The sequence below is a fragment of the Dokdonia sp. LLG6352-1 genome, assembly GCF_045055815.1.
In the GTDB taxonomy this organism is placed as follows: Bacteria; Bacteroidota; Bacteroidia; order Flavobacteriales; family Flavobacteriaceae; genus Dokdonia; species Dokdonia donghaensis.
Window position 1 is genome coordinate 3,147,877 of sequence record NZ_CP159329.1, and the last position, 15,523, is coordinate 3,163,399.

15 protein-coding genes are annotated in these 15,523 nt (G+C 39.5%); 8 read left to right on the forward strand and 7 right to left on the reverse strand.

Features of this window, described 5'->3' with window-relative positions; genetic code table 11:
• Window positions 1-55: 55 nt before the first annotated feature.
• From ABVM49_RS13975 to ABVM49_RS13990, 4 genes are all read left to right on the forward strand, one after another.
• The gene (locus tag ABVM49_RS13975) at window positions 56-412 is read left to right on the forward strand and encodes a hypothetical protein (RefSeq protein ID WP_405202452.1); all 357 of its coding nucleotides are present in this window, start codon (window positions 56-58) and stop codon (window positions 410-412) included.
• Window positions 413-508: 96 nt separating this feature from the next.
• Window positions 509-1,942: an amidohydrolase gene (locus ABVM49_RS13980; RefSeq protein ID WP_038600398.1), complete on the forward strand. Its 1,434-nt coding sequence runs from the start codon at window positions 509-511 to the stop codon at window positions 1,940-1,942.
• A 1-nt stretch (window position 1,943) separates the two neighbouring features.
• On the forward strand, window positions 1,944-2,438 hold the full coding sequence (locus ABVM49_RS13985) for a VOC family protein (protein ID WP_405202453.1): 495 nt from the start codon (window positions 1,944-1,946) through the stop codon (window positions 2,436-2,438).
• A gap of 14 nt (window positions 2,439-2,452) precedes the next feature.
• The gene (locus tag ABVM49_RS13990) at window positions 2,453-2,833 is read left to right on the forward strand and encodes an ester cyclase (protein ID WP_405202454.1); all 381 of its coding nucleotides are present in this window, start codon (window positions 2,453-2,455) and stop codon (window positions 2,831-2,833) included.
• Here the strand turns inward: ABVM49_RS13990 and ABVM49_RS13995 are convergent.
• From ABVM49_RS13995 to zwf, 3 genes are all read right to left on the reverse strand, one after another.
• On the reverse strand, window positions 2,830-4,470 hold the full coding sequence (locus ABVM49_RS13995; RefSeq protein ID WP_405202455.1) for an ABC-F family ATP-binding cassette domain-containing protein: 1,641 nt from the start codon (window positions 4,468-4,470) through the stop codon (window positions 2,830-2,832). The genes ABVM49_RS13990 and ABVM49_RS13995 overlap by 4 nt on opposite strands.
• A 128-nt stretch (window positions 4,471-4,598) precedes the next feature.
• Window positions 4,599-5,306, reverse strand: coding sequence for a 6-phosphogluconolactonase (gene pgl / locus ABVM49_RS14000; RefSeq protein WP_405202456.1), 708 nt, complete (start codon window positions 5,304-5,306; stop codon window positions 4,599-4,601).
• Window positions 5,307-5,319: 13 nt separating this feature from the next.
• Complete coding sequence (gene zwf / locus ABVM49_RS14005) at window positions 5,320-6,834, reverse strand: glucose-6-phosphate dehydrogenase (RefSeq protein ID WP_038600387.1); 1,515 nt, start codon at window positions 6,832-6,834, stop codon at window positions 5,320-5,322.
• A gap of 188 nt (window positions 6,835-7,022) precedes the next feature.
• Between zwf and gndA the strand changes: the two genes are divergently transcribed.
• Window positions 7,023-8,432, forward strand: coding sequence for an NADP-dependent phosphogluconate dehydrogenase (gndA, locus tag ABVM49_RS14010; protein ID WP_405202457.1), 1,410 nt, complete (start codon window positions 7,023-7,025; stop codon window positions 8,430-8,432).
• 1 nt (window position 8,433) lies between these two features.
• On the opposite strand, the gene ABVM49_RS14015 is transcribed toward gndA, so the two are convergent.
• From ABVM49_RS14015 to ABVM49_RS14030, 4 genes are all read right to left on the reverse strand, one after another.
• On the reverse strand, window positions 8,434-9,471 hold the full coding sequence (locus ABVM49_RS14015) for a glycerophosphodiester phosphodiesterase (protein WP_405202458.1): 1,038 nt from the start codon (window positions 9,469-9,471) through the stop codon (window positions 8,434-8,436).
• A gap of 105 nt (window positions 9,472-9,576) precedes the next feature.
• A complete protein-coding gene (gene murA, locus ABVM49_RS14020) occupies window positions 9,577-10,890 on the reverse strand; it encodes a UDP-N-acetylglucosamine 1-carboxyvinyltransferase (RefSeq protein WP_405202459.1) in 1,314 nt (437 codons plus the stop codon).
• A gap of 21 nt (window positions 10,891-10,911) precedes the next feature.
• On the reverse strand, window positions 10,912-11,562 hold the full coding sequence (locus ABVM49_RS14025; RefSeq protein WP_035328269.1) for a DUF4290 domain-containing protein: 651 nt from the start codon (window positions 11,560-11,562) through the stop codon (window positions 10,912-10,914).
• A 138-nt stretch (window positions 11,563-11,700) separates the two neighbouring features.
• On the reverse strand, window positions 11,701-11,991 hold the full coding sequence (locus ABVM49_RS14030) for a DUF493 family protein (protein ID WP_038600378.1): 291 nt from the start codon (window positions 11,989-11,991) through the stop codon (window positions 11,701-11,703).
• Between the two features lie 80 nt (window positions 11,992-12,071).
• On the opposite strand from ABVM49_RS14030, the gene ABVM49_RS14035 reads away from it, so the two are divergent.
• From ABVM49_RS14035 to fmt, 3 genes are read left to right on the forward strand one after another with little or no spacing between them, the layout of a single operon-like run.
• Entirely contained in the window at window positions 12,072-12,608 is a 537-nt protein-coding gene (locus ABVM49_RS14035; RefSeq protein ID WP_405202460.1) for an AAA family ATPase, read from the forward strand.
• Window positions 12,605-14,494: an ATP-dependent DNA helicase RecQ gene (locus ABVM49_RS14040; protein WP_405202461.1), complete on the forward strand. Its 1,890-nt coding sequence runs from the start codon at window positions 12,605-12,607 to the stop codon at window positions 14,492-14,494. The genes ABVM49_RS14035 and ABVM49_RS14040 overlap by 4 nt, the downstream gene beginning before the upstream one ends.
• Window positions 14,491-15,441 (forward strand): methionyl-tRNA formyltransferase, encoded by a 951-nt coding sequence (gene fmt / locus ABVM49_RS14045; RefSeq protein ID WP_405202462.1) that lies wholly within the window; start codon window positions 14,491-14,493, stop codon window positions 15,439-15,441. Before ABVM49_RS14040 ends, fmt begins: the two co-directional genes overlap by 4 nt.
• Window positions 15,442-15,523: the final 82 nt, after the last annotated feature.

Below are 15,523 nucleotides of genomic sequence, written 5' to 3' on the forward strand. Positions count from 1 at the left end.
TTTCGCGAAAGCGTATATTACCTTACTTTTAGCATTCACACATAGACATCAACTTGTGCTCAAATACTGGAAGTCCTTATCATTTACCACGCGTTTTTCTATAATTGCCGCAATAGTCACCTGCGCATTGGGACTCTTAAGTATGGGAGCGCTAGGGGCTGCACTATATTATACGGTATCTTTTCTATTTACATCGTACCCAAGTTTTTCTAGCTGGACGGGAGACTGGGTCTGGCCAGCGGTTATAAGTGCTGGTATGTTCTGGTCGTTAGGCTTCATCTGGGCAGGACTGGCAGCTCACTTTATAAAAAAAATCATCGCTTCTACCCTATTACGTACCATTCTATATATCATAATATGCTGGTTATGGGCGGTGACGGTCTGGTACATTATACTCGCTGTACATTTTTAGAAAAGGTATATTGGATGTATATAGTAGCTATAATGGGTAAGAAATTTGTCTTATCCTTTTTTACTATCTTAGAAGCTACTATAAATCAACCATTTTATGAAGAAAAAAGTACTCCTCTACGCATTAGGACTTATGACGTTGAGCCTCTCTGCTCAAAAGATGTCTGTAAACAAGAAGGCCGTAATTGCCTCTGTCGAAAAACACGAAAAAGAACTCATACGCATCTCAGACGAGATCTGGGCACTGGCAGAAACTGCCTTTGAAGAAACACAATCGGCTAAAATTCTAGCAGACTATGCAGAAAAACAAGGGTTTACCGTAGAGCGCGGCGTTGCTGGTATGCCTACTGCCTTTGTTGCTACCTATGGATCTGGTAGCCCAGTGATAAGTGTACTAGGCGAGTTTGACGCATTACCAGGACTCTCTCAAAAAACAGAGCCTACTAAAAATCCGCTTAACGAGGGGCAGGCTGGTCACGGTTGTGGTCACAATATGTTTGGTGCGGCAAGTCTAGGGGCAGCAATTGCTATTAAAGAGCAAATAGAAGCAGGAAAAATAAAAGGAACTGTAAAATTTATGGGTACCCCATCTGAAGAAAAATTCTTTGGAAAAATATGGATGGTACGTGACGGCGTTTGGGACGGTGTAGATGTAAATGTATCGTGGCACCCAGCTGCCGAAATTAAGGCAGATGTACAAAGCTCACTTGCCCTTGTAGATTTTAAAATAGAATTTTTTGGTCAAGCAGCACACGCCAGCGCAGACCCTTGGAATGGTCGCTCTGCCTCAGATGCATTAGAACTTTATACAACAGGTATAAACTACTACCGTGAGCACGTAAAACCTACGGTACGTATGCACTATCACATACAAGATGGCGGACAAGTAGTAAACGTGGTACCAGATTACTCGAGATTATGGATGCGCGTGCGTGACACAGAACGCAAAGGAATGATGCCAGTATACAAGCGCGTACAAGAAATGGCAGAAGGTGCCGCCATACTTGCAAATGTAGATTATAAAGTATCTCTCATTTCTGGTATTTATGAAGTGCTAGTAAACAGAACCGGTGGAGCAGCAATGCAAAAAAACTTAGAGCTGCTAGGCCCTATCACATACACTCCAGAAGAAATCGCCTTTGGTAAAAAGATACAAGAAGTAACAGGAAAACCACAAGTAGGTATGGATAGCGCAATCAAGCCCCTTGAAGAAACTAGAGAAAACCCAGGTGGCGGAAGCACAGATGTAGGAGATGTAAGCTGGAATGTAGCAAACATTAATCTAGGTGTAACTACGGCTCCTAAGGATACACCGTGGCACTCGTGGGCAGTTGTAGCCTGTGGCGGTATGTCTATAGGACATAAAGGAATGACCTATGCCAGCAAGGCAATGGGTATGACAATGCTAGACCTTTTTGAAAACCCAAAACTTGTAGAAGAGGTAAAAGCAGAGTATAAAGAGCGTAAAGGTGATGCCGTTTATGAAGCTATTGTTCCTCCAGGACCACCACCAGTAGATCAAGGTAAATAATATGAAAAATATACATATCAAAGCAGTAGCACTTGTTGCTACTGCTTTTTTCATCCAGAGTTGTAAGGAGCAAGCACCAATAGACACAAGTGGGGCTACAACACAACAAATAGAAGTGGCTATAGATCACTATGCAATAAATGTAAATGATCTAGAGAGAAGTGTTGATTTCTACCAAAAGATATTTGGCTTACAAGAAATAGAAGATGGCACAGAGCAACCCCACATACGCTGGTTTAGACTAGGCAGCACACAAGAGTTACACATTATCGAGGTAGATAGCCTAGATAAACGTATTCCAAAAGGAGTACACCTGGCGCTTGCTGTGCGGGATTTTGACCGCTTTCGCGAAAGCATTATAAACTACAATCTAGATTATTATGACTGGCCAGGTACTAAAAACGCAATCTCAACACGCCCGGATAAGGTGAGACAATTATATATACAAGACCCAGACGGTTACTGGGTAGAAGTAAATGATGGTAACCAATTTTAACTAAAGCAAAAGCTATGGACACACGCGCACAGATGAAAGAAAATGCTATTAACTTTTACAAAATGGCTTATGAGGGCAACCCTAAAAAGGCTGTTGAGCTCTATGTAGGAGATGAGTATATACAGCACAACCCAGATGTGGCAAATGGCACACAAGGGTTTATAGATTACTTTAAAAGAATGCAGGCTGAGTATCCCGAAAAGTCAATTAACTTTGTACGCGCCATTGCCGAAGATGACCTCGTTGCCTTACATACACATCAAGTATGGCCGGGTAATGATCAATACATCACGATGGACTTTTTTAGATTTGATAACAATCTAAAAATTGTAGAACACTGGGACTCTATACAACAGGTGCCAGAAAAAAGTGCAAATCCTAATACGATGTATTAAGACTTCATAAGATCTATCTCTTTTAGGTTTTCTATGCGATTACGCTTTAAGAAAGCATCTATTGTTTCAAAATGTTCTATCACTCGCTTTTCTTTAAACTCAAATACTTTTTTTGATAAGCCTTGCAAGAAATCTCTATCGTGAGAGACAAGTATGAGGGTGCCATCATAAGTTTGTAACGCCTCCTTAAGCACATCTTTTGATTTTATATCTAAGTGATTTGTAGGCTCATCTAGTATTAAGAGATTTACAGGCTCTAGTAATAGTTTTACCATCGCAAGGCGCGTCTTTTCTCCTCCTGAGAGTACACTTACCTTTTTATCTATCGCATCACCAGAAAACATAAAACGCCCAAGGATATTTTTAATCTGTGTGCGCATATCTCCTTTTGCAACCTCATCTACCGTCTGGAAGATAGTGAGCTCTGGATCTAGTAGCGCTGCTTGATTTTGAGCAAAGTACCCCACTTTTACATTATGACCTAGTTCGCAATCTCCTTCTACTTCTATCTCGCCCAGAATGGCTTTAATCATTGTAGATTTTCCCTCGCCGTTTCGACCTACAAAACTTACTTTTTCGCCTCGAGCGATATCCATACTTGCATTACTAAAAACGGTATGATCATCATATTTTTTTGTGAGCTCTTTTACCTTTACAGGGAAATCTCCAGAGCGCGGTGCCGGCGGAAACTTAAGTGCAAGTGCTGAGTTATCTACCTCATCTATCTCAATGATCTCAAGCTTCTCGAGCATACGTTCTCTAGATGAGACTTGATTTGTCTTACTGTAAGTTCCTTTAAACCTGTCTATAAATGCCTGGTTATCTGCGATAAATTTTTGCTGCTCTTGGTACGCTTTTATTTGATGTGAGCGGCGGTCTGCACGCAACTCAAGATAGTGAGAGTAGTTTGCTTTATAATCATAAATGCGTCCCATCGTAACCTCTATGGTACGGTTTGTAATATTATCTATAAACGCCTTATCGTGAGAGATCACAATAACGGCTTTTGCCTTGTTAAGTAAGAAATCTTCTAGCCAAATTACCGACTCAATATCTACGTGATTAGTAGGCTCATCAAGTAGTATAAGATCAGGCTTTTTAAGTAAAATTTTGGCGAGCTCAATACGCATACGCCACCCTCCAGAAAACTCACTGGTAGGCCTATTAAAGTCTGACCTTTTGAAACCCAAACCTCTTAGCGCCTTCTCTACCTCTTCTTCTATATTTACCTCCTCAATAGCATAAAATTTCTCACCGATATCTGTCACCTTAGTAATGATATCCATATACTCTTGAGACTCATAATCTGTGCGTGTCTCGAGCTCTTTATTGAGACGATCCATCTCTGCCTTCATATCTAGCACGGTAGAAAACGCCTTTGAAGCCTCCTCTATAACCGTACAATCATCATCTGTAAGGAGGTGTTGCGGCAGGTATGCAATGACAGCATCCTTGGGCGTACGCACGTTACCACGTGTGGCTTTCTGTACACCAGCAATAATCTTCATCATAGTAGACTTACCCGCACCATTTTTACCCATAAGGGCAATTTTGTCATTTTCATTTATGGTGAAAGAAACATTACTAAAAAGTGTATCTCCGCTAAACTCTACTGCAAGATTATCTACTGCTATCATTGTATTAATTTAAGTGTGCAAAAGTAATTAAATCAAGAGGTATGATGTAGCTTTTTATTACGCTTTCGCGAAAGCGTAATTATCCCAAGAAGACTTCTAAAAGAAATAAGTTAAATAGGACCGATAATTTATAACTGCAAGGTCGCCTCTTCATCCATAAACCAGTGCAGCTCGCCAGATTGAGGTGAGACTAGGCTTGCAGGGTAATCAAGAAAGTTATCTTCTTTATTAATAATTACCTTAACCTTTTCTTGTTTTGAAGCTCCCGTGACAAGAAATGCTACAGTCTTTGCATTGTTTATAACATCGCCTGTAATACTTACACGCTGCTGCCCAGATTCTGGGTGTGTGGCTACCTCACACCAGTTTTCTGAATCCCAAAGACCTATCTCGTGCGGAAATATAGATGCCGTATGCCCATCGTCTCCCATTCCTAAAATCACAAGGTCAAATTGTGGCACCTCATTTTCTGAAGCTAGAGTTTGTTCTAGCTCTTTTGAGTAACGCACCGCCTCTGCCTCTGGAATATTTTCTCCTAGTATGCGGTGTATGTTTGCCTCTGGTAGTTCAATTTTAGAAAACAAGTGATCTACCGTCATTTTATAATTACTCTGCTCATCTGTAGGAAGTACGCAGCGCTCATCACCCCAGTAAAAGTGGAATTTTGACCAGTCTGTTTCCTTATAGTTAGCCGCGAGATAATCAAAAACTATTTTTGGTGTGCTTCCTCCAGAAAGGGCTACTGTAATAGACTCTTTATCACTTGCAAGGTCCATTAGAAATTTTGCAAAATCTTGAGCAACGTCGCTTTTAGTTTTTGATATATGTAGTTTCATCTTGTTTCTTTAGTTATTCTATAACGCAATATCCAGCATCGTCTGCGAGGTTCTCACAAGGGTTACGCCACATACTCTTTCCTTCTATAAGCTCATCTGCGTGTTGTGGTCCCCACACACCAGCAGAGTATCCATAAATTTTTGCATCACCTTTTTTCCAGTGATCTAAGATAGGGTCTGTAAATCTCCAGGCTGCCTCTACCTCATCTGCACGGGCATACAAGGTAGCATCACCTTGCATTGCGTCTAGTAATAAACGCTCATAAGCCTCCATAATATGTGACTCGTCACCTAGGCTTTCATAATAAAAATCTAGATTACCACGCTCTACTGCAAATCCTTGACCTGGTACTTTTACACCAAATTTTACTAAGATTCCCTCATCTGGCTGTATGCGTATAATGAGTTTATTATCCTTATTCATATCAGAATTTTTAAAAATCTGATGGTGTGGAGACTTAAAGTGTATCACCACTTCTGTAACCTTAGTAGGCATACGCTTTGCCGTACGCACATAAAATGGCACATCTGCCCATCTCCAGTTATCTACATAAAACTTGACAGCGGCATAGGTCTCTGTAGTACTATCTGGATCTACATCTACCTCTTCTCTGTATCCTTTTACTTTCTCTCCTTCTATTTCTGAGGCTAGATATTGACCGCGTATGGTATTTTCTTCCAGCACCTTTGGGTCAGTCATTAATCGTAGAGACTTAAGGGCTTTCATCTTTTCATTACGTATCTCCTCAGGGTTTGCACTGAGCGGTGGCTCCATAACAATAAGGGCCACAAGCTGCAATAAGTGACTCTGAAACATATCTCTAAGTGCTCCAGACTTGTCATAATAACCGCCTCTAGACTCTACGCCTCCACTCTCTGCATTTGTAATCTCTACGTGGTGTATGTAATCACGGTTCCATAAAGGTTCAAAAATACTGTTTGCAAATCGTGTGACGAGTATATTTTGAACAGTCTCTTTACCTAGGTAATGATCTATTCTATAAATCTGTGATTCTTTAAAATATCTGTGTAATCCCTCGTTAAGTGACTTTGCAGTCTCAAGACTGTAACCAAAGGGCTTCTCTACAATAAGGCGTTTCCACCCTAGGCGCTCATCATTAAGTCCCTTTGCTGTTAGATTTTTTGCAATGGCTTCAAATAAACTAGGCGGTGTAGATAAATAAAATATGATGTTATTATCGCATTGATACGTCGTATTAAGATCTTGAATACGCTCGTTAAGCTCCCTATAATCTACATCGTACTTTTTATGAAGATCCTCATAAAACAGCTTTTCTGAAAATGCAGCTATAAACTCCTCGCTGTCATCAAGATACTTACTCTCTAAAGCTACACGTTTTCTAAACTCCTCATCTGTCATAAAGCTGCGCGCCACCCCTAGCACAGCAAAGTGCTCTGGTAAATGCTTGTCTTTATAAAGCTTATATAATGCAGGAACTAATTTACGGGCAGTGAGGTCTCCCGATGCGCCAAAAATGACTAATAATTGATTCTCTGTCTTGCGCATAATGAGCTAGTTTTATTTCAGGTCAAAAGTATTGAAACTTTACACCATTCCCAACGGACTTTGACACCACTTACCCACAAAAAACCAATATTTTTCCACTATTTTTGATGTGCGATGCGTGGTGTATTGTAACAGACAAAATTTCGGCTACAAGGCGGTGTTGTTTTGTAGTAAAAGAAAGATCAATTATGGAAAATACTTATGATTTTGGCTTAGTAGGACTAGGCGTTATGGGACGTAACTTTATACTTAACGTTGCAGATAATGGTTTTACAGCAATGGGTAATGATCTTGATACAGAAAAGGTACAAGCACTCATAGATGAAGGCGGCAATGTAGATAAAGTAAATGCGACTGTAGAGGTTTCCGCTTTCGCGAAAGCGCTCTCATCACCACGTAAAATTATGTTACTCGTCCCTGCCGGAAAAGTAGTAGACATCGTGATAGAAAGTCTCTTACCGCACTTAGATAAAGGTGATATCATTATAGATGGAGGAAACTCCTTCTTTACAGACACAGACCGAAGAGAAGCCTACCTTGCCGAAAAGGGAATACACTTTTTTGGCGCTGGTGTTTCTGGTGGTGCAAAAGGAGCTCGTAAAGGCCCAAGCATAATGCCTGGAGGATCAAAACCTGGCTATGCAGCCGTACAACCTATTTTTGAAGCAGTATCTGCCAAATATAATGGCGAACCTTGTGTAGCATACCTTGGACCAAAATCTGCCGGAAACTATGTAAAAATGGTACATAACGGTATTGAGTATGGACTTATGCAACTCACGTCTGAAATGTATGACGTGCTTAAAAAGGCTGGAAAACTAAGTAATCAAGAATTACACGAGACATATAAGTCTTGGAATGAGGGAAGACTACAATCTTTTCTGGTTGAAATAACCTCAGAAATTTTTGCCGAAAAAGACACCCTCACAGATGGTGACCTAGTAGATCAAATACTAGATAAAGCAAAGCAAAAAGGAACTGGAAAATGGACATCGCAAAACGCAATGGATCTAGGTATACCAGTACCCTCTATAGATATTGCTGTAAGTATGCGTGAGATCTCTGCACTTAAGGATGAGCGCACCGTTGCAGACTCGCTTTATGACCGCCCGGAGGTTGCTACGATGGCAAAAGAAAAACTTACTGACCTTACAGAAAAAGCACTTTACTTCTCTTACATAATCACCTACGCACAAGGATTACATCAACTCGCAGATGCATCTAAGGAGTATGGTTATGACCTAGATATCGCGGTTATTGCAAAGATATGGCGTGCAGGATGTATCATAAGAGCAAAGCTACTGGCAGATATTACTGATGCCTTTACAGAAGATAGTAAGCTACCTAACCTGTTACTGTCACCATCATTTATTCCAAAAATTCAAGATACGGTAGATGCGGCAAGAGAGCTTGTAGCCTTTGGTGCTGTAAATGGGATACCCCTACCAGGATTATCTAACTCACTCACGTATTTTGACGCATATACCTCAACACGACTACCACTTAATGTGATACAGGCGCAGCGAGATTATTTTGGATCACACACGTATGAGCGACTAGATCGTGAGGGTATTTTTCACACAGAGTGGGAGAAATAAACTAGTGACTTTTTAAAAATTTACTTCTAGCAGCGACTGCCTCATTTGTGTAGTCGCTAAAGACACCATCTACACCTGCTTCAAAAAAGCGTAGATACTCATCTATATGATTAGTATCTCTCACCCACTTGGTATCTTCATTTCTAAAGGTGTAAGGATGCACCTCAAGATTGTGTCTATGAGCCAGCGCTACAAAGTTTGTTACTGGGGTTAATACACCATTTGAGTTTACAGAGATAATAAAAGGTTTCCAAGGGCCTACAGCATCTGCATAGGTTGCCATAAACTCCATACCTTCTTTTGTTGTAAAAAACTGGTATGAGCGCTTATCTTTATTTTTTACAAAATCATATGGTTGACCTTCTGGGTCATAACTTCCATCTTCTTTTGTAAATAGTAGACTTCCATCTTCTGCAACACCAGCTGCGCCTAATAGTTGTATGAGTTTTACATCACTTTTTGAACGCAAGTATTGCAAGGTTGCAACCTCAAAACATTGTACATAGATAGAGGACTCTTTGCTGTTATAACCTGCCGCATTAATCATTTTTAAAAAATGATCTTCCATAGGTAAACCAAGCGCTTTATGATAGGTAGGATGTTTCAGTTCTGGGTAAACTCCTACGGGGTTTCCTGCTGTGGTTTTGTGCGCTTTCGCGAAAGCGAGAATCTCCTCAAAGGTAGGTATCTCAAAAAGGTCATTGTACTCGTGCGTTCTGTTTGCCCACGACTGTCTAGCTCGTAATGTTTTTAACTCTACAAGGGTAAAATCAGACACAAACCAGTCTGTAACAGGAACGCCATCAAGGAGCTTTGTAGTCTTACGATTTGCATACTGTGGTAGTGTTGAGACATTTGTTGTAGTAGATATAAATGGCTCGTGACGGGCTATGAGCACACCATCTTTAGTCATCACAAGGTCTGGCTCAATATAATCTGCACCTAGTTGTACTGCCATTTTGTATCCTTGCATTGTATGCTCTGGATAGATAGACTGTGCACCTCTATGCGCTATGATTATGGGTTTGCTTTTTGTCACGGGATTTTCAACTTTTACTGTAATATACAGATCGTTTTAGAAATGACATTAACAAAAAAAGGCGCAAATTAAATTTGCGCCTTTGTTATATCTATAATAATCAGATTAATCTATTCTTGTAATCTTGGCTCCTATGGCTCTAAGACGCTCATCTATATTTTCATACCCACGATCTATTTGCTCGATATTATGAATGGTAGATGTTCCTTTTGCACTTAAGGCTGCTATAAGTAATGAGATACCAGCGCGTATATCTGGCGATGTCATTGTTGTTGCTTTAAGTGTAGACTGGAAATTGTGTCCTATTACGGTTGCACGGTGTGGGTCACAAAGTATCACTTTTGCTCCCATATCTATAAGCTTATCTGTAAAGAAAAGACGGCTTTCAAACATCTTTTGGTGCACCATAAGTTCACCTTTTGCCTGCGTAGCCACAACGAGTATGATACTTAGTAGGTCTGGTGTAAAACCTGGCCAAGGCGCATCTGCAATGGTCATAAACGACCCATCTATATATGACTCAACCACATACCCATCTGTATGAGCAGGAATATAAATATCATCTCCTTTACGCTCTAATGTGATACCTAGTTTTCTAAAGGTGTTAGGAATCACACCTAGATCATCCCAGCTCACGTTTTTGATTGTTATCTCACTTTTAGTCATCGCAGCAAGACCTATCCACGAGCCTATCTCAATCATATCTGGTAAAACGCGGTGATCGCAACCACCTAGTTTTTCTACTCCTTCTATAATTAACATATTAGAACCTATACCCTTTATATCTGCTCCCATACGCACCATCATCTTACAGAGTTGCTGTAAATACGGTTCACAAGCGGCATTATAAATTGTAGTTGTTCCTTTTGCAAGTACAGCTGCCATTACAATGTTTGCAGTACCAGTAACCGAAGCTTCATCTAGTAACATATAGGTACCTGTGAGACCTTCTGGAGCTTCTACTCCATAAAAACGTTCCTCACGGTTGTAGCGAAATTTTGCTCCTAATTTTATAAACCCTTCAAAGTGCGTATCTAGACGACGGCGACCTATTTTATCACCACCCGGACGAGGAATATATCCTTTACCAAAACGTGCTAGTAAAGGCCCTACAATCATTATAGAACCACGTAGACCGCTTCCTTCTTTCTTAAATTTCTCGCTTTCTAGATAATCAAGATCTAGCTCATCTGCCTGAAAGGTAAAAACACCTTTTTCTATTTTCTCAACCTTTACACCTAGATTTTGCAAGATCATAATGAGCTTGTTTACATCTATAATGTCTGGTACGTTACTAATGGTTACTTTTTCAGGAGTAAGCAGTACGCCACATAGTATTTGTAATGCTTCGTTTTTTGCTCCTTGTGGTTGAATATCACCTTTAAGCTGGTGACCGCCTTCTATCTGAAATGTTGCCATAGGTAGATTGAGGTATATTTTTTAATAACGCTTCTTACGGTTATTGTTTTTTGAATAATTTCTTTTCTTTACTGGATTGTCTGCAGCTTTAGCCTTTTTATTAGCACGTATTAATCTATCAGAATCACGTAACTGCTCGTCACGTTCTTTAAGGTTAATCTCACCGTTACTAAGTTCAAAAAGGTGATCAAAGATTACATCATCCTCTACGGTGTCTTTGTTCCAGTTTAAAAAACACTTTTTCATATGGTTTGCAATAGTCATTGCAAGCCCTTCACGCATCTCTCCTTTTTCCCAAGAGACCGCTACATCTATCATACGCTTTATGTTATTACCATAAAAACGATATTTGGGATGATTTTGTGGGTACTCTAGAGGTTCTGGACGCTCTGCAAGCTCTTCTCTAGATGGTTTTCCATAAGGAGACTCTACATCTAGTTTAAAATCAGACATTATAAATAACTGATCCCATAATTTATGCTGAAAATCTGGTACATCACGCAAGTGCGGTTGTAAATTACCCATCACCGCAATAATTGCTTTTGCAGTTTTGTTACGCTCTTCGGCGTCTTCCATTGCCGTCGCATCATTTACCATTTTTTGAATATGGCGCCCGTACTCGGGTATGATGAGATGGACTCTCTCCGTGTTGTACTCTAATTGATCTATCAATTGTAAAAAATTAAGTGAAGTTATCTTTTATGTAAAGACACCTGCAAAATACTAAAATTTGTATAAATGCTTACAGGTTTAATAAATTGATAACAGTTATTTGTTATAAGTACGCTTTCGCGAAAGCGTAATCACACCCTATAAAGAGATAACACCCTCTACCTCTGCCACTTCTTTATACTTTGCTATAACCGCGTCTGGGTTTTTCATACGCACGTTTATAGAAACGCTAGTGTACTTACCTGTGCGTGATGCATTTTTCTTTATGACGGCACCTAGATGATCAAAAATCTTTACGATTTGTGCTTCCTTTTCGGCGCTTGCTGGTACTATAAATTTATACAAATATGGTGCTGGCCACATTGAAGTGTCTGCTAGCTGTGCTTTTAATTTTGTGTAAAATTCTTCTGTTTTCTTTCCTGAATCCATCTTCTTATTTTCTATTGCAAAGATACTGAAATCACATTCTCTGTAGTTTGCTTAATTTTGCTTTAAAGATTACCATTTTTATGCCAAAAAGAATACTCCTCATAGGTGGCCCTTCTACAGGAAAAACAACATTACTTAATCACTTAGAAAATCTAGGCTATGCCTGCCTAGAAGAAATATCACGACAAGTGATAAGCAATGCTCAAAAGGAGGGCATTGACCAGCTTTTTTTAGAGAAGCCATTACTCTTTTCTACCCTGTTAAGAGATGCTCGTATCAAGCAATTTAAGGATGTAGAGGATTTTAAAAATGATTTTGTTTTTATAGATCGCGGCATACCTGACACGGTGGCATATATGGACTTTGTAAATCAAGAATATCCAGAAGATTTTATTGAGGCTTGTAAAGCACATATTTATGATCTTGTTTTTATATTACCTACTTGGGAAAAAATACACGTGATTGATCAAGAACGTTATGAAACCTTTGACCAAGCAAAAGAAATAGAAGAACATCTTGTACAGACATATAAACAGTATGGCTACTCACCTATACCTGTACCTACTGGTCCTGTAGAAGAGAGAGCACAATTTATACTTAACACACTTACTTCTTGATAGATAAAGCAAAAGATATACTCACCACATACTGGGGTCATAGTAATTTTAGACCGCAACAAGCAGAGATTATAAAAAACGTACTTGCTGGTGAGGATAGCATTGCTTTATTACCCACTGGCGGTGGCAAGTCACTATGTTACCAGCTGCCCTCACTTCTATTAGATGGAATTACTATTGTAGTATCGCCACTCATAGCCTTGATGAAAGATCAAGTGATGGGGCTTCAAGAAAAAGGGATAAAAGCACTGTCTATTACAAGTGGTATAAGCTATGGAGAACTAGACACCTTACTTGATAATTGTATTTATGGCAACTATAAGCTCCTATACCTATCACCAGAACGCTTACAGCAAGAACTAGTGCAAGAACGCATAAAGCTTATGAATGTAAGCCTTATTGCTGTAGATGAGGCTCACTGTATCTCGCAATGGGGTCACGATTTTAGACCGGTATATAGAGATATTTCAAAACTTAGAGCTTTAAAACCTAACTGCCCCATTATTGCTCTCACCGCCACTGCTACAACTAAGGTGCTTAAGGATATCACTAGTTTACTAGATCTCAAACAACCACGATTATTTAAAACTTCATATCACAGAAAGAACCTCACATATAAAATACGACTTGCTACAGATAAGTTTTATGAGCTAGAAACCGTACTCGCAAACACACAACAAAGCGCTATTGTATATGTACGTAATAGAAAGGCAACACTTAATACAGCTCATTTTTTAAAGGGACGAGGCATCACAGCCACCTCATATCACGGAGGTATGTCTCGGGAGGAGCGTCATAAACAATACTTAGCCTGGCGTACAAATAAAGTACAGGTAATGGTGGGTACAAGTGCCTTTGGTATGGGAATAGATAAAGCAGATGTAGATACCGTAGTGCACTTAGAAATTCCTGATAGTATAGAAAACTACTTTCAAGAAGCAGGAAGAGCAGGAAGGGCAGGTCAAGAATCTCAAGCCGTATTACTGTATAATGAGAACGACGAGGTACGTCTAGAAAACCAGTTTCTTAAAGTAATACCAGACACTCATACGGTAAAAAAAACCTATAAACATCTAGTAAACTATTTTCAAATCTCATACGGAGAAGGACAAGATAGCTTACACCGCTTTAACTTTAGTGAGTTTTGTGGCGCTTATAAATTACACACCATTCTTACCTATAATGCCTTACAGGTATTAGATCGCAATAGCGTCATAAGTTTATCTCAAGAGTTTACAAAGAGAGCAACTATCAACTTTAAAGTAAATGACTTTGCACTCACCTATTATTTACTAAGAAACAATCAACTAGACGATGTTGTAAAGGCTGTATTACGTACGTATGGAGCAGTCTTTGAACAGGTGACTAATATCAACTATAATATCATTGCAAATAAAGCTAGCAAAACTCTAGAGCAAGTACATCAAGTGCTCCTCACGCTAGACCAAGATGATATAATAGATTACGAGCATCAAAACTTTGACACGGCAATCACCTTTTTAGTCCCTAGAGAAGATGACCGTACTATTAATGTGATTGCTCCCTTTATAAAAACCCAAGAAAACTACAAGAAAAACCAAGTACAAGCCGTTAAAGATTATATAGCAAATGACACTACGTGTAGAGCTATACAGCTTATGCATTACTTTGACGAAGTGCTTGATGAGCCTTGTGGTAATTGTGATGTATGCAGAAACCGTACAGTTATAAAAACCAGAACATCTATAGATAATGCCATTATAGATTTACTTAAAGGAGGTGCGAAAAGTTCACGCGAAATTGCACAACTAGCATACCCACAACAGACAATAATCAATTCTATTCGACTACTTTTGGAACAGAAAAAAATAGCCATTTTACCTAATAACACATACACCTTATTATGAGAGATTTACGCATAGTTTTTATGGGCACGCCAGAGTTTGCAGTGACCATCTTACACGGTTTACTAGACGAAGGATATAACGTAGTAGGTGTAATTACGGCACCAGATAGACCAGCAGGTAGAGGACAAAAAATACGAGAGAGCCATGTCAAGGCATTTGCAAAAGCTAGAAACCTCAACATCTTACAACCTACTAATCTTAAGAGCGAATCTTTTCTAGAAGAACTTGAAGCACTTAAAGCAAACCTTCAAATTGTGGTTGCCTTTAGAATGTTACCAGAAGCGGTATGGAAAATGCCTGCTTATGGCACATTTAACTTACACGCATCATTACTTCCTCAATATCGTGGTGCAGCGCCTATAAACTGGGCGATTATAAACGGTGAGACAGAAACAGGTGTAACTACCTTTTTTATAGATGAAAAAATAGACACAGGTGAGATAATATTACAAGAGCCTGTTGCTATAGATGATAAAGAAAATGCCGGTCACCTGCACGACCGTCTTATGATAGCGGGTAAAGAGCTCGTGATTAAAACAGTTAAGGCAATTGAGCGAGATGATGTAAAAACTCATATACAAGACTCATCAAAAGAATTAAAGACTGCTTACAAGTTACATAGTGAGAATACGAGAATAAACTGGGACGCTCCACTCCAAGAAATCTACAATCATATAAGAGGGCTCAGCCCTTACCCTGCTGCTTATACCATACTAGAAAATGGTGGTAAGGAGCAACGCGTAAAAATTTATAGCGCTTTCGCGAAAGCGGATAAAGAAATGCTCATTCCCTCAGGAGCCGTAACGCAGGTAGATGACCATCTCGCTATTGCAACTCCAGAAGGTTACATATGTATTACAGAAATGCAACTTTCTGGCAAGAAAAAGATGGCCGTAAAGGACCTTCTTAATGGCTATAAGTTTGATAAAAATGCCAAAATGCGCTAAACCCCTGTAACCATAGGCATTAAGAGAATTAAAAAATAGCCCCATCTTTATCAACAATCGGGTTGACTTATTAACAAAAACC